The sequence below is a fragment of the Pseudomonas sp. genome (assembly GCF_030690725.1).
Classification (GTDB): domain Bacteria; phylum Pseudomonadota; class Gammaproteobacteria; order Pseudomonadales; family Pseudomonadaceae; genus Aquipseudomonas.
In genome coordinates this window covers 52,757-70,403 of record NZ_JAUYGD010000053.1, presented here as the reverse complement: position 1 = coordinate 70,403, position 17,647 = coordinate 52,757, and the positions used below count along the sequence as shown (strand labels likewise).

The window sequence follows — 17,647 nt, the reverse complement described above, 5'->3', positions numbered from 1 at the left end:
ACTTCACTCGCCAGACGGGCCGGCAAAGTACGCCTTCTCACGCTGGGTGCGCTCTTTTAACAGCGGCGCCAACAACTTTTTAAGCAAGGCACTGAGCGGCACTACGGTGACGATCAGGCACAACAGAAACAGGATATAAACCACCAGCCCGGCACCGCGGCGACGGCTATGTTGCGGGCCTAAAGCGGCCAGCAAGCGGCTCCAGAGCTGAAAGCTGCGATTGCCGACCTTCTCACTGGCGATCAGCTTTTCATCAATCTTCACCGCCCCCAGGCCGCTGAGCATCGGCTGCTCAATCGGCAGACTGTCGGCCGTCAAGCGTTGCGCCATGGCCACGCCAAAGCGGCTGGCGGCGACAATTTCAGCCTCATCAATACCGGCGCGCGGCACCCAGCTGTAGGATTTCTGCCGCCCGGTAAACAGCCACAAGGGCGTCGCCAGAAAACTCGCCGCAGTGCCGCAGGCGTCAGTCAGAGCGATATTGTCCACCAGCCGCGCGCCCAGTTCAGTAAGGCGGCTCTTGACCTTCTCCTGGGCCATCAGCCACATATTGCGGCAGCCGATCAGGGTTACCACCGGCGTGCCCTTGAGCAAGTGCGCGGCCTCAGGCGAAGCAAGGAAAGCAGTCATCGGCTGCGACGGCGAAAGAAACCACACCTGATAGGCAAGAATCACCAGGTCATAACGCTTGCTCGCATCCACCGCCAACGGCAACAGAGGCTGCGGGCGCATCAGCACGGTTTCCGGAAAAATCCGGAAAAACTCGAGAAACGGCCAGGGAAAGGGGTAAGGTTGCGCGGGTTGCAGCTGGAGGTAATCCAACTGAATATCGCTGCATTGCTGTAACGGCTCGCATACCGATTGCGCCAACCTGTCTAGCTGGCCGGTTTGTGAAAAATGAACGATCAAGACCTGACGCATCGCCAGCCACTTCCTGCGAAATGCCCGGATTATGCCACAGAGAATTCTTCAAACCGTAAAGAAGGCAGGCTATCAGACTGGCCTTTTGCTGCTACTGGTCGGCTCATATGCCCGAGCCGGTGACATCCTGGTCACAGTAGATGGCATACAAGCCACGGCAACCGTACATGCGGCGCTGGTGAGCGGCATGCTGCAACGTTGGCCGGAACAGCCACTGCGCCTGCAGCAGAGTGGCGACGGCCAGCTGCGCCTAGTCGACCTGCCGCCTGGGCGTTATGCCATTCAGCTGTACCAGGACAGCAACGGCAACGGCCAGCTCGACCATGGCCGGCGCGGCATCCCGCTGGAACCGGTGGGCTTTTCCGCCAACCCACCGCTGCTCAATGGCAAGCCCACACCGATTGACAGCCTGTTCGAGCACGGCACGGCGGACACTCAACTGCACATCCGCCTGCAGAGCCCGAAAGCCAAGAAATAAGCGCTGCTTAACGCTGCAGGGCCATCTCAGCAGCCGTGCGTCGCCAGATCAGCTCACGGGTGTCATAACCACGGCTACGCGCTTCTTCAAGTAGCGTCGCAAGGTGTTTCGCGCTGGGGTCCTGATCACGGGTCAGCAGCCAGAGATACTTGCGATTGGGATGCCCAACCAGCGCGGCCTGGTAACCATCATCCAGATAGAGCACCCAGTACTCGCCCTTGGTCAGCCCCGGCAGCAGGCTGCTGGCCCAGTTGTCGAAACGCACCCAGAGTTTATTAGTCTCGCCCGGCACCTGCGCCACGGCCTGGCCCTGCACCTGCTGCATATCGCCATCGTAGGTGCGGCAGCGATTGGTCACGCCGATAGTGCCGCCTTCCTGCAGCTCATAAAGCGCCTCGGACTGCGCGCAATTGCGCTGGAAGAACATCGGCAAACGCGCCTGTTCGTACCAGAGGCCTTGATAACGCTTTAGATCGACCTGCTCGACAGTCTTCGGCGGCACCACGCCCGTACCGGAATTGGCGCAGCCCACCAGCAGAGCCGCTGCGGCCAACGCCGCCAGCAGGCGCATCACTTCAAACCCTTGCCGGAAAACATCATGACCTTGTCGCCGGCGTACTGAACGCTGATAAAGCGCTGTTCATCGCCCCAGGTGCAGCTGGACATGCCCAGCGCGCCGGCGCATTCGCCTGGCTTGCCCAGCAGGCTCTCGACCTCATCCTTGCTCATACCCGCCTTGAGCTGGGTGTAATTGTCCTGATTGATCTTGTTGCAGGCGGCCAGCAGCAGGCAACCGGCGAGTAGAGCGACGACACGCAGAGACATGGGGAAACTCCTGAGAAAAGAACCAAGACCAGCTTGGCATAGCAATGCCGAGCTTGCCTGCTTGGATGCTAGAAGCGCGAGCCAGGTTCCAGCAGAAAGGCAGATTCCTCGGCACTGGAAGTGCGGCCGAGTATCTGATTGCGATGGGGGAAGCGAGCAAAGCGCGCGATTACTCGCTGATGGCGCTCGGCATAGTCCAGATAGCCGGCAAACAGCTCGCGCTCGGCGCTTGCAGCCTGCTCAAGCAATGCCTGAAACAGCTGCACGGCCTGATTCTGCAGCGTCAGGTCTTCGGCATGCTCCAGCACCAGATAGGCAAACACCCGTTGGATCGGGCGCAGCTGCTGATCCCAGCCCTGGGCCAGCCCGTGCAGGGCCAAAGGTCGAGCCAGCGGGTCGCCGGCAAAAGCGCGCGGGGTATCGCGAAAGATCATCCGCGGCAGCTGATCAAGCAACAGCAGGGTCGCCAGCCAGCCTTCAGGCTCGCCTTGCCAGTCTTGCAACCCACTGGCCAGAGCCTGCTCGACCAGCGCGCCAAACTGCTCGCGCGCCTGATCATCCTGGCGGTCCTGCTTGCCGAACCACAACGCGGTACGACTGGCAGCCACCTCAGCAGCCGTCACGCCAGGGCCGCAGCCGGCCGCACCGAACCACCAGTCAAGCAACGGCTGCCAGGGCGCGTTCATCGCTTACTCGCGGTGATAGGCGCTGATGCGCAGCACTTCTTCCTTGGAACCGAGGAAGACCGCGACACGCTGGTGCAGGGAAGTCGGCTGAATATCGAGAATGCGCTGAGTGCCGTTGGTGGCCACGCCGCCAGCCTGCTCGATGATCATCGACATCGGGTTGGCTTCGTACATCAAGCGCAGCTTGCCCGGCTTCTCTGGCTCGCGGCTGTCGCGCGGGTACATAAACACGCCACCACGGGTGAGGATGCGATGCACATCGGCCACCATCGAGGCGATCCAGCGCATGTTGTAGTTCTTGCCCAGCGGGCCTTCTTCGCCCGCCAGCAACTCGCTGACATAGCGCTGTACCGGCGCCTCCCAGTGACGCTGGTTGGACATGTTGATGGCGAATTCCTTGGTCGACTCCGGCACCTTGATGTTGTCGTGGGTCAGCACGAAGCTGCCCAACTCGCGGTCCAGGGTGAAGCCTTTAACGCCATCACCCAGGGTCAGCAGCAGCATGGTCTGCGGGCCGTAGATTGCATAACCGGCAGCCACCTGCTCGGTGCCCGGCTGCAGGAAGGCTTCCTCACCCAGATCGCCTTCATCGCCATTGCGGTCCGGGCAACGCAGTACCGAGAAGATGGTGCCGACCGAGACGTTGACATCGATGTTGCTGGAGCCGTCCAGCGGGTCGAAAACCAGCAGGTAGGCACCTTTCGGGTACTTGCCGGGAATCTGGTAGGCATTGTCCATTTCTTCGGACGCCATACCGGCCAGGTGACCGCCCCACTCGTTGGCTTCCAACAGGATTTCGTTGGAAATCACGTCGAGCTTCTTCTGCACCTCGCCCTGCACGTTCTCGGTGCCCATGCTGCCCAGCACGCCGCCCAGTGCACCCTTGGATACCTGATGGCTGATCTCCTTACAGGCCCGTGCGACCACTTCGATAAGGAAACGCAGATCGGCCGGGGTGTGGTTGCAGCGGGTCTGCTCGATCAGGTAGCGGCTGAGGGTAACGCGGGACATGGATGGCTCCGGGAAGGAAGAAAAATCGCGCGCAGTTTACCCCTTTAGCGGGGAAAGCGCTTTAGCACTGGATGGAAGGAGCGGCCGGGCCATCAGGCCAGGCTACAAACCCTATTACGCCCTGCATGCTTAGCCTGATACAGGGCGGCATCGGCCACCTGCAGCAACTCATCGAGCACCAGGCCCTGCTCGGGCCACAGCGCCAGGCCCGCGGACAGGGTTACATAGCGTGCGCCGCCACGGGTCGGCAGGGGATGTGCGGCTAAATCGCGGCAGATGGTTTCCAGACGCGCGCGGGCTTCATGGGCATCGGCGCGCGGCAGGATCAGCAGGAACTCTTCGCCACCGATACGGAATACCGCATCCGAGCTGCGCAGGTTCTCCAGCAGGTGCTGGGCCACGCCCTTGAGCACATCGTCGCCTTCCAGGTGGCCATGCTCGTCGTTGAGCTGCTTGAAATGATCCAGATCGATCAGCGCCAGGGAAATCGGCGTGCGTTCGCGCTGCGCCACGGCCAACTCGCGGGTAAAGAACTCATCCAGATAACGCCGGTTGTACAACCCGGTCAGCGGGTCACACAGCGCCTGCTCCTGCAGCTGCTCATGCAGATTGGTGATAGTGCGCAGACGCTCTTCGCTAAGGGCCAGGGCTTCGGCCAGCTTCAGTTCGCTAAGGTGGCGCTGGGTGACATCACGCAGGTAGAGCATCTGCCCCAGCACCAGGGTGCCGCGATGGGTCACCCGCTCGATGGCGCGGATACGCACTTCGAAATACCGCGCCGAGTTGGCCAGGGTCAGCAGCCGATCATGCTCGCCCTGCGTCTGCTGGCTCAGTAACTGCTGCAAATCCGCACCAAGGATCGGCCAGTCGGCCAGCTGCCGGCCCTGCCAGCCACTGCGCAGTCCAGCCAGTTTCAATGCGGCCGGGTTCGCCTCGATCACCCGCAACTGCGCATCGACCACCAGCACCGGATCGAGCAGGGCATCCAGCAGCAGGTGGCGAGCCACAGGCAGCAGGTCGAATAACCGCACACCGACAATCAGCCAGGCAAAGGCCACCAAGGTAAAGGCGAAACTGAAGGGCGTCGGGTCGAAGCCGAAGAGCATCCAGCCGAACACCACATAGCTGATATTGGCGATCCAGGGCACTGCCGTAACGAAGACAAAAGCCAGGTAATGACGTCGATGCACGCCATAGCTGACGATCGCCGCACGCAGCACCACGCCCATGCAGAAGGTCATAAACAGGTAGACATAAGCGGCGGCGGCGTAGAACAGCGGCCCATGCTGATAACGAATCGGCGCGCCCGGCTCATCACTGAGCGGCGCGGTACCTGCGCCGTAGAACAGACCATGCCAGGGATTGCTCAGGGCCATCAGCCAGATCAGCACCGGCACCACGGCCAAACCCAGGGTACTGCGCAGTGGCAGCGATTGGCGCACGCTGTTGACGTATTGCCAGAGGAAGATTGCCCAGAAGGTGGGCACCACAAGAATCCCCGGCCAGGCCATGGTGGCCCAGAACACCTTGCACTGCGGGCCTTGCGCGGCCATTTCCAGGCTCGCGGCGATCAGCCACCAGAGGCTCGCCAGGTGCAGCACGATAAAGCTTTCGCGCCCTGGGAAATAACGTTGCTGCGTAACCCAGCGGGCCAACAGCAGCACACCGATGCAGACCACAGAAGTCAGAAGAACCTGCCCACTGAGCGCCCAGCCGGAATTACCGCAGGCATTCATCGGTAGGGCACTGCCAAGGAAAACGGCTCGGCGCGTTTGCCAATCGAGCCTGGCAAACGCACGTAAATCACCCGAAGACGGGTCGCAGTAGAAATACGCAAGGGCCTTCCTGACCTCAAACGCCAATCAATTGAAGATGCCAACCATACTGCAAAATTCGTTAGGCAGCTGGGCTTTATTTCTGTTAGCGGGCTCTATTCAGCACTCGGCCGGCGTAACAGGCTGACCGCCATCAGTGCCAATAAGCCTACCCCGAGTAGCAGCACCAGCCACAAGCCCCAGCGTTTCCAGTCGCTCTCAGCAGCTGCGGCCTGTTCTTGCTGCGCCAGGTTCTCCGCCTGCAACTGCGCTTCGGCTGTGCCCAGTTGCTGCAGGCGCTGCGGCTGATAGCCAGGAATCAGCGTAGTCAACGGCAAGGCGGCCGATTTTGCACCTGCCCGCCCCAGTGCCAGCCGATAGGGCGGACTGCCGCGTTGGAGAAACACCAGCTGGGTCGCGCGCACCGCGACTTTGATCTGCGGCGGCTCGACGCCCAGGCCGCCGCCGCGCTCATCCACCTGCAGACGCAGCTGCTGCATCGCCCAACCCGGCAACGGCAATTCGTCCTGACGGATTTCCACGCCATTTTCCGGCAGCCTATAAAGCAGACCCTGCGCCAGCGATTGCCAGGCGCCCTTGGCTTCGCTGCGACCGCTGACACGGATCGGCGCCAGGCTATTGGCTTGACTGAGCTCGACGTGCAGGCGCTCAAGCGGCAAGGCCAGGGGCAATTGCCACTGATACTGGCCATCCGGACTGCGCGTCGCCGCCAGCGGCTGCGACCACACCAGCGGCGCCGGCATGCTGTCACTGCGTTGGCTGCGCAAGCTGGCCGCCGTCAGCTGCGGCGCTTGCTGTGGGCTTTGCCAGAGCAGGCGCAGGTAGCGCGCCTTGCGCCCCGGCAGCTCGACCTGGCGCTGTTCGACACGCTCACCATCAAACGACAGACGCGCTAATTGGCCGCTGCCCCAGGGCTGCCAGGCTTGCAGGTCATCACTGGCTTCGATGCTAAAACGCTGAAAACCATCCTGGCCGCCGCTCCAGTCCAGTTGCAGATGCACCAACGGCTCTTGCAGTGCGCTGGCATCCAGCAGCCAACCACGCAGCAAGGCTGGTTTGGCTGAGGAGCCCGCCTCATCGAGCAGCTCGATCAGCGTGCCGCTGGTACTGCGCTGTACCCGCAGGCTCGGCGTAGCACTGCTGTCGCCCTGCTCGGCGTACAGCGGAAACCACTTCACCGCCTGCTCCTGCTGGCTGTCGCGCGACTCGCCCTGCCCTGCCACCAGGGCATAAGCCAGGGCCTGACCTTCGGCGTTAAACACCCGCAGATCACGCAAATCGCCATAGCGCGCGGCAAAATGCACCGCCATCGGCACATCCAGGCGATACCAGGGGCCGTCGCCACTAAGACTCAGCGGTAATTGCACCGCATAGTCGCCCGGCTGCTCCTGTGCCAGGACTGACGCGCTGCACAGCAGGCCGAGAAACGCAGCGCAGCATGCGCCAGGGATAAAACGACTGATCATGCTTGCTCCTGCGGCTGATCCGCATCCGCCTTGCGTGCCGGCAAGGGGGCGAAATAGCCCACCACCAACAGCAACACACCCACACCAATAAACGACACGATGCGCTCCAGGCCACCGCGATTACCCAGTTCGACGAAGAACAGCTTGGCCACCACCAGCGCGATCAACGCCGCACCGATCAGCCACAGCTCGCGCCGACCACGGCGGTTGCCGAGGACCATCAGCGGTAGAGCGATCAGCGTCCAGACAATCGACAAGCCGGCCTGCACCAGCATCGAATCGAGCAGCGCATCCAGCTGATAAGGCACGCCCCCCCAGTGATGGGCGCTGCGCATGACCATGGCAGTCAACAGGACGAACAGCGAAGCCCCCGCCACGGCCTGAGTCAGCCACTGGCTGCGCACGTTTGTCACGCCCAGCTCAGCCAAGCCCATGCGCGCCCAGGCGAACACTGCGCCAAGGGCAAACAGCAAACCCAGCTCCAGCGGATTGAGCAACGGCAGATAGGCCAGCGGTTCGGCATCCCCGGCGCTGGCGACGTTGGCCAGCCAGAACCAGCCGAGCATCAGCAGCGCCAGCGGCGCCGCCGCCAGCAAACGGTATTCCCGCGGATAGGCCGCCAGCGGCCAAGGCCAGCGACGAGGCAACGCCATCAGCCACAGATAGGCACTCGGCAGCAGCGCCCAGCCCAGCCAGCGCCAGGCGTTGTAATGCTCTGAAAGCGCCAGCAGCAGGTAGCGCAACTCCAGCGCCAGCACGCCCAGCAGCAACCAGCAGCCGAGCACATGGGCCGCGCTCAGCGCCCCCGCCGGCAGCTGTACAGCCAAACGCCGTAGCGCCCAGAAGTGCACGGCGAACAGCAGCGTCCAGGACAGCCAGCCAAACTGCGCTGCCGGGTGATAGTGCAGGTGCCAGGCATGCAGCAGCACCACGCCGGCCAGCGGCGTCAGCAGGCAACACAGTAGCGCCAGTTCGGCCCAGCGTGTGCGCGGCGCAAGGAATGCCGCCAGGGCGACGCTAGCCGCCAACAGCGCGAGCAAGGCGCTACTCTGCCATTCAGCGGCGACAAATCGCAGCACTTCACTGCTCAGTGCCAACGCCCACCAGGCCGCACCCCACACCAGCAGCATCTGCGCCAAGCCAAGCAAACTGAAATTACCCAGGGCGCTGGGCGCCTCGCGACGCGCCAGCTGTTGCAAACGCCAGGCGCCGACCAGGGCGGCGACGCCAAGTACCAGCGGCGTCCAGAAATCCATATGGGCCAGCGGCCGTAGCCCCTCGGCCGACAGCTGGCCGAATAGCAGCGGGCTGACCGCAAGGAACACCAGCCCCGCCAGCACCTGCAACAACAGGCCGAAGACAAAACTGGCGCGCTGCTGCAGATGCAGGCTGAGCCAGATAATCAACAGGCCGCTGCCGCCCCATACCGCGCTGGCCGTAGCCCAGGGCAGAACGAACAGCACCGCCAGATTGAGAAACACCAGCCCCACCAGCAGCACCACGGACAGGCCGCGCAGCAGACGGCGATCAGCGCCGACCTGCGGATCACGGGCGGCCAGCAGCATGCCGGCGATCAGGCCGAAGCCGATCAAGGACGAGGTCAACAAGCCCTGCCAACCGGCAGAGAAGCCGCCCATACCGCTGGATGCATTACCGGCCATGTCCAGCATAAACACCAGACCACCAAGCAACTGCACGGCAAAGGCGCTGAACAGGAAACTCCGCGCCTGTATGCGCAGGCCCAGCCACAGGGTCAGTAGACCGGCCAGGGCCCAGCTGATCGCCGTGCCCTGTGCGGCAAACAGCAGTGGTGCAATCAGATAAAGGAAGGCCAGTCCGGCGCAGGCCAGCAGCGGCAGCCCGCGCACTTCCCAGCTGCTGGCGTGCTCCGTGTCCTGGCGCAACTGCCAGTAGCTGAACAGCAAGGCCACCCCGAGCATCAACGCGCCCAGCGGCGCGCCGTCCAGCAGAGCCAACTCACCGCCGCGCAAGCCGATGGCAAACGCCAGCGCTGCGCCAAACTGCAGCAACAGGGCAAACGCCCGGGCCAGGCTGCGTTGCTGACGCAGGCCGAGCCAGAAAATACCCGCGCCTTCCACCGCCCAGGCGGCCGAGGTCCAGCGCGCATCCAGACCCAAGGGAATCGCCAGGCTGCCGAACACCACACCCAGCGCCAGGCAGGTCTCCACCAGCAACACAGCGCGGTCACCGGTGCGACCGACCAGCAGCCGTGCCAATACTAGGTAGAACAATCCCAACGCCAGGGCGCTAAAGGCCGCAGCAAACTCGATATGCTGCACCAGGGCGAACTGCAGACCAAAGCCCACCAGCGGCGGACCGAACAGCACGGTGGCATCTATGTAGTCGCCCTTGCGCGCCGCCCAGCGCAGCAGCGCATCGCGATCCTCGGGCGCGTCCAGAGCCTCGCGCAGCTTGCGCCGGGCAAACAGCAGACCGATGGCCACATACATCAGGAAGAACAGAATCAGAAACGGCTCGGTGCTCCACAGCAGTTCCGGCGTATAGGAGCGGATGCCCCAAGCGAAACCGATGCCGAAGGTGCCGACAAAGCCGATCAGGTTGAGCAGGCGCCAGGCCTTGAACCAGGCGATGGCAAAGATCCCAGCATTGAGCAGGGCGAAGTAGCTGAACAGCGCCACATGATTGCCGCTGCCGGTAGACGTTAGAATCGGCGCAGCGAAACCGCCCAGAGCCGCTGCAGCCGCAAGGCCCAGGGCATTCTGCTTGACCGCCAGAATCGCCGAAAACACCGTCACCAGCACCAGCAGGCCCAGCGCCACGCCGGGGTCCAGCAACGGATGCAGGCGCATGGCGGCAAACACCGTCAGGTACAGCACCGCGATCCCAGTACCCTGCAGCATCAGCGCATAGTTGGGGTTACGCAGGCGCAACCACCAGCCTAGAGCCAACAGCGCCACGGCGCTGGCGGCAACGCTGGCATAGCGCAACTCCACTGGCACCACCACGCCTTCGGTGGCGTAACGCAGCAGGAAGGCCAGACCGAGAAACAGCAGCACCACACCTACGCGTAGCACCGTATTACCGCCCAGCAACCAGTCCTTGGCCGCAGTAAAGCCCCGTTCAAGCAGAGTTGGCTGACGCGGTTCGGCAGGTTTCCATGGCTTAGCGGGCGGCTTGATCGGCGCAGCGTCTGCGGGTTGAGGCGTAGCCTGCCTGGCTACGACAGGCTCGGGAGCGGGCTCAGGCAGGACAAAGTCTAGGGTCCAGTCCAGTTCGGGTTCGGCCGCCTGGGCAGAGGCAATCGGCTCAGGCTCGGGTTCGGCAACAGTGCTGAGCGGTGGCGCCTCGGGGGCTGGCGTGGCGCCCTGCTCCAACTTAAGCAAACGCTCATACAGCGCCGCAGTACCCTGCTCGAAACGCTGAGAAAAGGCCTTGAGCTGCGCCGTTAGCGCGGCATTCTCGCGTTCCAGCCCATGCAGCTTGAGCGCCTGACCAAGGCCCAGGCCCAGTAATGCACCCAGCAGCGAAGCCGTCAGCGTCTCATCCGCCAAGGCACCGAGCACCAACCCCACCAGCATGAAAATCCATTGCATGCAGCGCGTTCCTATTCAGCTAAACCCGAACATCCTGTTGCCCGGCCAGCGGCGCAAACTGCGCAGCAGTATAGGAGCCCGACCGGTGCATACCCAGAGAGACGAATGCCGCACGCATCACAGCACAGCAAAAAATGGCAGGAGCCATTTTTAACGTTGCGCAGCAACGGCCCGAAGGGTGTCTGCCATGGACGGTAGACATAAAGAATTGCCCCGGCCACAACCGCACAAACCATGACCAGCCGGCAGATAGTCATTCACAAACGCCGCAAGGCCGCTATCATCGCGCGCCGCACAACTGATGCATGCCTGCGCTGATGAAAAACAACCTGATTGCCGCCGCCGAACTTGATCGCCTGGAAACCTGGGCCAAATACACCGCTGATATGTGCCACAGCTGCATGTCCAGCTGCTGCACGTTGCCGGTCGAAGCACGACTGAACGACCTGATCCGCATCGGCGTAGTCGATGAATTCGAACGCAGCGAGCCGCTGAAGAACATCGCCAAGCGCCTACAGAAAGACGGCATCGTCGAACGCTTCCACCAGAAGTCGGGCATCTTCACCCTGACCCGCATGAGCAACAACGACTGCTACTACCTCGACCGCAAAACCCGCCTGTGCACCATCTACGAAAAGCGTCCGGATACCTGCCGCAACCACCCGAAGATCGGCCCCCGCCCAGGCTATTGCGCGTACAAGCCGAAGAACTAACCCCCCCCTCCTCTTTGCATCCGGGCGACAGCAACTGTTGACGCCCAAGTCCCGCACGCCTCATCCACTACCCCCCGCTTAACCGCCTCCCACCTCTGCGCAGTGCAACAAAGTGCGAAAATGCACAACTTCCGCGCAAACAAACCCTACCGCGATATATAACCGTGCATAAATGGCGCTATTTTTATGGCGCCATATTTATAACACTCTTATTGATAACTACTTTTTGGCGCCTGAAAAATATCAAACTATAAGTTATTGTTTTTAAAGATAAAAATAACAACACAACTAGCAAATAAAAAATAATCACAAATTGGTTCATGTTTTGCTTGAAGAGCAAAAACAGCCAACTTAGTATCCGCGCCAATTCAGCTGCCGCCACTTCTTAATCGCAGTTAGTCACGATTAAGAAATGTTCCCGGCGTACTAATGAATATGGAAGTTGGCATCGCGTTAAGCCGACTGTTCACTAATTGAGAGAGGGATCTATGAGAATCAGTATTTTCGGATTGGGCTACGTAGGCGCTGTCTGTGCCGGCTGTTTGTCAGCGCGCGGACATGAAGTCATCGGGGTCGATGTATCACAACCGAAGATTGACCTGATCAATCAAGGCAAATCCCCCATCGTTGAACCCGGCCTTGCCGAGCTGCTCGAAGCCGGCGTCAATTCCGGCCTGCTGCGCGGGACGACCGACGTAGGCGCAGCGGTTCTGGCAAGTGAACTGTCCTTTATTGCCGTAGGCACACCAAGCAAGCGCAACGGCGATCTCGACCTCGGCTATATGGAATCCGTGTGCAAGCAGATCGGTGAAGCGCTGCGCGACAAGCAGGACCGCCACACCGTGGTGGTACGCAGCACCGTTCTGCCAGGCACCGTCAACAACGTAGTGATTCCCCTGATCGAAGCCGCCTCCGGCAAGAAGGCTGGCATCGACTTTGGCGTCGCCACCAACCCAGAATTTCTCCGCGAAAGCACGGCAATCAAGGACTACGACTTCCCGGCCATGACCGTTATCGGTGAACTGGACGAGCAGTCCGGTGACCTGCTGCAAGAGCTCTACAGCGAGCTGGATGCACCGATCATCCGCAAATCGATCGAAGTCGCGGAAATGATCAAGTACACCTGCAACGTCTGGCATGCGACCAAGGTCAGCTTCGCCAACGAGATCGGCAACATCGCCAAGGCATGCGGCGTCGATGGCCGTGAAGTGATGGATGTGGTGTGTCAGGACCACAAGCTCAACCTGTCGCGCTACTACCTGCGCCCAGGCTACGCATTTGGCGGCTCCTGCCTGCCCAAGGACGTCCGCGCCCTGACCTACCGTGCAGGGCAGATGGATGTCGAGCACCCGCTGCTGGCATCCATCATGCCGAGCAACCGTGCCCAGGTGCAGCGCGCCTACGACATGGTCGCCAGCTATGACAAACGCAAGATCGGCCTGCTCGGCCTGAGCTTCAAGGCCGGCACCGATGACCTGCGCGAAAGCCCGCTGGTTGAACTGGCCGAGATGCTGATCGGCAAGGGTTACGAGCTGCGGATTTTCGACAGCAACGTCGAATACGCGCGGGTTTTCGGGGCGAACAAGGAATACATCGAGTCGAAGATCCCTCACGTTTCCTCGCTGCTGTGCAAAGAGCTTGATGAGGTGGTATCGGCATCTGACGTGCTGATCATCGGCAACGGCGATGCACGCTTCGCGCAAGTGCTGCAGAACGTCGGTGAGGATAAACAGATCCTCGACCTGGTCGGCTTTATGGAACACACCACCAGCGCGACCAAGGAAGGCATCTGCTGGTAAACCAACAATCAACAACAGTAAAGGCGGCACCGCTATAGGTGCCGCCAGCTCGACTGCGGCGCATTGCCAATGCTACTGCCGACACGATCTGAATCGATGTTTACAAGGAGTGACAACATGATTCCTCTGATTTTATCCGGCGGTAGCGGATCTCGGCTCTGGCCGCTCTCGCGCAAGCTGTACCCAAAGCAGTTCCTAGCCCTCACCGGTAGCGCCACGATGTTCCAGCAAACCCTCAAGCGCCTGGCGCTTGAGGGCATGGGCAAACCCATTGTGGTGTGCAATGAAGAACATCGTTTTATTGTCAGCGAGCAGCTCGCTGCCATCGATTGCAAGGCACAAAGCATCCTGCTCGAACCTTTCGGTCGCAATACTGCGCCAGCCGTGGCGATTGCCGCGATGCACCTGCTCGCCGAAGGTCGCGACGAGTTGCTGCTGGTTTTGCCGGCTGACCATGTGATCGACGACCTGCAGGTTTTCCATACGGCGCTCGGCGTGGCCCGTAAAGCGGCGGAGCAAGGCGAGATGGTGCTGTTTGGCGTGCCGGCTGAGCGCGCAGAAACAGGCTATGGCTACATCAAGACCGGCGGCGCAAAAGCCGGGTTGTCTGCCGGTGTTTTGCAGGTTGAGCAGTTTGTCGAAAAACCCGATCTGGCCACCGCCAGCGCGTTTGTCGCACAGGGCGACTACTTCTGGAACAGCGGCATGTTCTTGTTCCGCTGCAGCCGTTATCTGGAAGAACTGCAACGCCACGACCCCGACATCTATGACACCTGCCAACTGGCCCTGAGTCGCAGCAAGGCTGACCTGGAGTTCATCCGTATCGACCCGGGCTCTTTTGAATGCTGTCCGGATAATTCCATCGACTACGCCGTGATGGAAAAAACTGATCGTGCCTGCGTGGTGCCGCTCGCCGCTGGCTGGAACGATGTCGGCTCCTGGTCGGCGCTGTGGGACGTTCAGGACAAGGACAGCAACGGCAACAGTCACGCCGGCGACGTGGTGATGCATGACAGCCACAACTGCCTGGTGCATAGCCAGAGCAAGCTGGTAACCCTGGTCGGCCTGGATGACGTGGTGGTGGTGGAAACCAAGGATGCCGTAATGGTTGCGCACAAGGACCGCGTGCAGGACGTCAAACAGTTGGTCAACACCCTGACTGCCCAGGGCCGTACGGAAGCGCAGGATCATTGCCAGGTCTATCGCCCGTGGGGCAGCTATGACTCCATCGACAGCGGCAATCGTTTTCAGGTCAAACGCATCGTCGTCAAACCGGGCGCCAGCCTGTCGCTGCAGAAGCATCACCACCGGGCCGAGCACTGGATTGTGGTATCGGGAACGGCGCGGGTGACCTGCGACGAGAAGTCATTCCTGCTCTGGGAAAACCAGTCGACCTACATCCCCATCGCCGCCATTCATCGCCTGTCTAACCCCGGCAAGATTCCTCTGGAAATCATCGAGGTGCAGTCGGGCAGCTACCTAGGTGAGGACGACATCGAGCGCTTCGAAGACGTCTACGGCCGTACAGACACCACGGTCAACTAATCAAGGCCCGGTTCCGGGGCCGCATGGCTCAACGCCTCGCGGTAGAGAACGGCTTCAATGGAGGAAGCATGACGCATGCTTAGGTTTTTTGTAGGGGCACTGAAGTGGATCGAGACTTCGCCAGCGTTCGGCAAGCTGTGCGGCTGGGCCTGCCTGATCGCATTGATCGCACTCGCCTCCGAAATGATCGACCCGAGCTACCTGGACCCGTCGCATCAGAAATTTATCTTTCTGATCGGCGCCCTGGGCATGTGGCGCTACGGCAATGCGGCGATTCACTACACGCGCGGTATGTACTTCCTGCACTGGCGCTTCCCGCGCATGCGCAAAGCAGTGGAGCGCATGGGCGCGGCAGCGTTGCCCGAGCATATGTTCATGGTCGTCACCAGCTTCCGCATTCCGACTCATACCACCTACAAGGTCTATCAGTCGGTATTTCAGGAAGTTCAGCGCCTGCCCGTGCCCTGCACGATCATCGCCTCGATCGTGGAGAAAGGTGATGAGAACTTCATCAAGGACATCATGCGTCAGGAAGTGCGCGGGCGTGATGACATCAAACTGATCATCGTTCGCGCCCGCGGCACCGGTAAACGCGACGGTCTGGCCCATGCCTTTCGCGCTCTGTCGCGGCAGATGCCACTGGAAAACGCAGTCGTCGGCGTGGTCGACGGCGACACCATGATGCTGCCCGGCTGCGTGGAGCGCGCAGTGACCATGTTCGCCTACCTGCCCAGCGTCGGCGGCCTTACTACCAATGAATTCTGCGAGGTGGAAGGCAGCAAGCTGATGCAGGAGTGGCACACCATGCGTTTCGTCCAGCGGCACATCAACATGTGCTCGATGGCGCTATCCAAACGCGTACTGACCATGACTGGGCGCCTGTCATTCTTCCGCGCCAGTGTGATGACCGACCCCGAGTTCATCAAAGATGTAGAGGCCGACTTTCTCGATCACTGGCGCCTGGGGCGCTTCCAATTCCTTACCGGCGACGATAAGTCTTCCTGGTTTAGCCTGATGCGCTCGGGCTGGGACACCTTTTACGTACCCGACAGCCACACCCTGACGGTCGAACATCCACCAGACAGCAGCTTCCTGCGCGCGACCCGCCAACTGATGTACCGCTGGTATGGCAACTCGCTGCGGCAGAATTTTCGCATCACCAAATTACTGGGTATTGAACGCCTGGGCCTGTTCACCATGTACGTGCTCTACGACCAGCGGGTGTCCATGTGGACCTGCCTGATGGGCTTGAGCGCATCAGTCGTGGCCGGCCTGCTGTTCGGCATCCAGTACCTGCTGCTGTACCTGTTCTGGGTGTTGCTGTCACGCACCCTGGTGACCCTGCTGTTCTTCTTCAGCAAGCACCCGGTGGACCCGATTTACCCGTTCGTTCTGTATTACAACCAGATCGTCGGCTCGGTGATGAAGGTTTACACCATGTTCCACATGGACCGGCAGAGCTGGACCCGGCAAAAAACCACACTCAGCAATGGCAGCGTCAGTTTCGATGCAGCCCTTAACCGATGGACTTCGAAGGCGATGCTGCTGTCCTCCATCGCCATTTTCTTCGGGGTCATTTCGGTCCTGCTAGATCTCACGCAACCTTAAGTAAAGGCGCGAATGCTATGAGTAGCACCACTGTCTTACCTGCAAATGTTGTTCACGAAGCGATTGATGAACGTCAGTTCGTGCGCACCAAAATACCGGCCCGCATCACCCTCGAAGGCAATGGCCTGAAGGGTTTGGAATGCGAAATACAGGATATTTCCCTAGGCGGCCTGGGCCTGTTGATCGAGCAGCCAATGAAGCTCGGCAGCCTGTTCACTGCGTCGATCCGACTGAAGTTGAACAAGATCGACCTGAACATCGACACCAAGGTGAAAATCGTTTCCCAGCGTGGCCAGGAAGTCGGCGCCGAGTTCGTCGAGCTGGATCGGCAGAAGCGCGACATTCTGCGCTACATCATTTCGGCCTATATGTCCGGCGAGATTGCCGACATCAACGGCCTGTTCAACGTGATGCAGCGTGAAAACTACATCAAAGAACGCAAGACCAAGCATGCCAGCGCACGCACACCTGGCGACCGGGTGAAAGCGGCATTGGGCACCCTGCTGTTCCTCAGTGCGGGGCTGGCGGCTGTCAGCCTAATTCTCTACAAGAGCTATCTGCTGTTCTTCCATATGCCTGCAGCGCAGGCCGTGGTCAGTGCCAATGCTTACATCGTGAGCATGCCGGAGAACGGCAATCTCAAGTACCTGATCAACGCCGAGCAAACCAGCGTTACCAGCGGCCAGCCGTTGGCCAGCGTATCCACCCAATTGGCCAGCAGCCTGACCAGCCCGGCCGATGTTGCTGCACTGGCAGACCTGAGTGCGCCAGATATGGCGGCGCTGCTCGGCCGCGTCACGGTGGAAACCGTGATTGCCAGCCCGTGCGACTGCACCCTGTATTTCCCCAAGCCGCGTCTGGATGGCTTTGCCTACAAACAGGACCCGCTGATGCATCTGCTACCGCAGGATCAGCCGCTGCATATCAAGGCCAGCGTGCCCTTCGAGAAAATGGACAAGCTGGAGCGCGTGCACTCGGTTGAGCTACGCGTACTGGGCAGCCACGACACCATCGCCGGGGAAATCGTGGCCAGCCGCCTGGACGAGGTCAACCAGATGGTCGAACTGACCATCAAGCCGGAAAGCGAGCTGCCACTCAGCGCCTATCAGCTACCTGCGGCCGTCGACTTCGGGCTCGGCCTGCCCCTGCGCTGGACATTCTGAGGTTGCCCATGCAGGTCAGATC

General features: G+C 60.9%; 14 protein-coding genes. 6 read left to right on the top strand and 8 right to left on the bottom strand.

The features are described 5' to 3' along the window. Positions 1 to 3: 3 nt before the first annotated feature. Positions 4 to 732: a dialkylrecorsinol condensing enzyme gene (locus tag Q8O69_RS12915; protein WP_305592715.1), complete on the bottom strand. Its 729-nt coding sequence runs from the start codon at positions 730 to 732 to the stop codon at positions 4 to 6. A 376-nt stretch (positions 733 to 1,108) separates the two neighbouring features. On the opposite strand from Q8O69_RS12915, the gene Q8O69_RS12910 reads away from it, so the two are divergent. After that, on the top strand, positions 1,109 to 1,399 hold the full coding sequence (locus tag Q8O69_RS12910; protein WP_305592713.1) for a DUF2141 domain-containing protein: 291 nt from the start codon (positions 1,109 to 1,111) through the stop codon (positions 1,397 to 1,399). A 7-nt stretch (positions 1,400 to 1,406) separates the two neighbouring features. Here the strand turns inward: Q8O69_RS12910 and Q8O69_RS12905 are convergent, their stop codons facing one another. The 7 genes from Q8O69_RS12905 to Q8O69_RS12875 all read right to left on the bottom strand — a co-directional run bounded on the left by Q8O69_RS12905 (position 1,407) and on the right by Q8O69_RS12875 (position 10,797). Beyond that, positions 1,407 to 1,970: a lipocalin family protein gene (locus tag Q8O69_RS12905; protein ID WP_305592711.1), complete on the bottom strand. Its 564-nt coding sequence runs from the start codon at positions 1,968 to 1,970 to the stop codon at positions 1,407 to 1,409. After that, positions 1,970 to 2,224 carry an outer membrane protein assembly factor BamE gene (gene bamE, locus Q8O69_RS12900; protein ID WP_305592709.1) on the bottom strand — a complete coding sequence of 85 codons (255 nt, stop codon included), beginning with the start codon at positions 2,222 to 2,224 and terminating at the stop codon, positions 1,970 to 1,972. The genes Q8O69_RS12905 and bamE overlap by 1 nt, the downstream gene beginning before the upstream one ends. Positions 2,225 to 2,292: 68 nt before the next feature. Beyond that, positions 2,293 to 2,910, bottom strand: a complete 618-nt coding sequence (locus Q8O69_RS12895) for a DUF924 family protein (RefSeq protein WP_305592707.1) — start codon at positions 2,908 to 2,910, stop codon at positions 2,293 to 2,295. A 3-nt stretch (positions 2,911 to 2,913) separates the two neighbouring features. Then, the gene (locus tag Q8O69_RS12890; RefSeq protein ID WP_275962205.1) at positions 2,914 to 3,921 is read right to left on the bottom strand and encodes a class 1 fructose-bisphosphatase; all 1,008 of its coding nucleotides are present in this window, start codon (positions 3,919 to 3,921) and stop codon (positions 2,914 to 2,916) included. A gap of 92 nt (positions 3,922 to 4,013) precedes the next feature. Beyond that, complete coding sequence (locus tag Q8O69_RS12885) at positions 4,014 to 5,657, bottom strand: histidine kinase N-terminal 7TM domain-containing protein (protein ID WP_305592705.1); 1,644 nt, start codon at positions 5,655 to 5,657, stop codon at positions 4,014 to 4,016. 194 nt (positions 5,658 to 5,851) lie between these two features. Then, complete coding sequence (locus Q8O69_RS12880) at positions 5,852 to 7,222, bottom strand: DUF3999 domain-containing protein (protein ID WP_305592704.1); 1,371 nt, start codon at positions 7,220 to 7,222, stop codon at positions 5,852 to 5,854. Further along, complete coding sequence (locus Q8O69_RS12875) at positions 7,219 to 10,797, bottom strand: DUF2339 domain-containing protein (protein WP_305592702.1); 3,579 nt, start codon at positions 10,795 to 10,797, stop codon at positions 7,219 to 7,221. Before Q8O69_RS12875 ends, Q8O69_RS12880 begins: the two co-directional genes overlap by 4 nt. Positions 10,798 to 11,111: 314 nt before the next feature. Between Q8O69_RS12875 and Q8O69_RS12870 the strand changes: the two genes are divergently transcribed. The 5 genes from Q8O69_RS12870 to Q8O69_RS12850 all read left to right on the top strand — a co-directional run bounded on the left by Q8O69_RS12870 (position 11,112) and on the right by Q8O69_RS12850 (position 17,625). Then, a complete protein-coding gene (locus Q8O69_RS12870) occupies positions 11,112 to 11,510 on the top strand; it encodes a YkgJ family cysteine cluster protein (RefSeq protein WP_305592871.1) in 399 nt (132 codons plus the stop codon). 488 nt (positions 11,511 to 11,998) lie between these two features. Beyond that, the gene (locus tag Q8O69_RS12865) at positions 11,999 to 13,309 is read left to right on the top strand and encodes a nucleotide sugar dehydrogenase (RefSeq protein ID WP_305592700.1); all 1,311 of its coding nucleotides are present in this window, start codon (positions 11,999 to 12,001) and stop codon (positions 13,307 to 13,309) included. A gap of 117 nt (positions 13,310 to 13,426) precedes the next feature. Further along, the gene (locus tag Q8O69_RS12860; protein WP_305592699.1) at positions 13,427 to 14,854 is read left to right on the top strand and encodes a mannose-1-phosphate guanylyltransferase/mannose-6-phosphate isomerase; all 1,428 of its coding nucleotides are present in this window, start codon (positions 13,427 to 13,429) and stop codon (positions 14,852 to 14,854) included. A 75-nt stretch (positions 14,855 to 14,929) separates the two neighbouring features. Continuing rightward, positions 14,930 to 16,462, top strand: a complete 1,533-nt coding sequence (locus Q8O69_RS12855) for a glycosyltransferase (protein WP_305592697.1) — start codon at positions 14,930 to 14,932, stop codon at positions 16,460 to 16,462. Positions 16,463 to 16,479: 17 nt separating this feature from the next. Then, positions 16,480 to 17,625, top strand: coding sequence for a PilZ domain-containing protein (locus tag Q8O69_RS12850; RefSeq protein ID WP_305592695.1), 1,146 nt, complete (start codon positions 16,480 to 16,482; stop codon positions 17,623 to 17,625). Positions 17,626 to 17,647 lie beyond the last annotated feature (22 nt).

Excerpts from the sequence above, each read along its gene's own strand:
- Q8O69_RS12890 (WP_275962205.1), bottom strand. The coding sequence starts at position 3,921 with ATGTCCCGCGTTACCCTCAGCCGCTACCTGATCGAGCAGACCCGCTGC.
- bamE (WP_305592709.1), bottom strand. The coding sequence starts at position 2,224 with ATGTCTCTGCGTGTCGTCGCTCTACTCGCCGGTTGCCTGCTGCTGGCC.
- Q8O69_RS12880 (WP_305592704.1), bottom strand. The coding sequence starts at position 7,222 with ATGATCAGTCGTTTTATCCCTGGCGCATGCTGCGCTGCGTTTCTCGGC.
- Q8O69_RS12885 (WP_305592705.1), bottom strand. The coding sequence starts at position 5,657 with ATGAATGCCTGCGGTAATTCCGGCTGGGCGCTCAGTGGGCAGGTTCTT.
- Q8O69_RS12860 (WP_305592699.1), top strand. The coding sequence starts at position 13,427 with ATGATTCCTCTGATTTTATCCGGCGGTAGCGGATCTCGGCTCTGGCCG.
- Q8O69_RS12875 (WP_305592702.1), bottom strand. The coding sequence starts at position 10,797 with ATGCAATGGATTTTCATGCTGGTGGGGTTGGTGCTCGGTGCCTTGGCG.
- Q8O69_RS12905 (WP_305592711.1), bottom strand. The coding sequence starts at position 1,970 with ATGCGCCTGCTGGCGGCGTTGGCCGCAGCGGCTCTGCTGGTGGGCTGC.
- Q8O69_RS12855 (WP_305592697.1), top strand. The coding sequence starts at position 14,930 with ATGCTTAGGTTTTTTGTAGGGGCACTGAAGTGGATCGAGACTTCGCCA.
- Q8O69_RS12915 (WP_305592715.1), bottom strand. The coding sequence starts at position 732 with ATGCGCCCGCAGCCTCTGTTGCCGTTGGCGGTGGATGCGAGCAAGCGT.
- Q8O69_RS12895 (WP_305592707.1), bottom strand. The coding sequence starts at position 2,910 with ATGAACGCGCCCTGGCAGCCGTTGCTTGACTGGTGGTTCGGTGCGGCC.
- Q8O69_RS12910 (WP_305592713.1), top strand. The coding sequence starts at position 1,109 with ATGCTGCAACGTTGGCCGGAACAGCCACTGCGCCTGCAGCAGAGTGGC.
- Q8O69_RS12850 (WP_305592695.1), top strand. The coding sequence starts at position 16,480 with ATGAGTAGCACCACTGTCTTACCTGCAAATGTTGTTCACGAAGCGATT.
- Q8O69_RS12865 (WP_305592700.1), top strand. The coding sequence starts at position 11,999 with ATGAGAATCAGTATTTTCGGATTGGGCTACGTAGGCGCTGTCTGTGCC.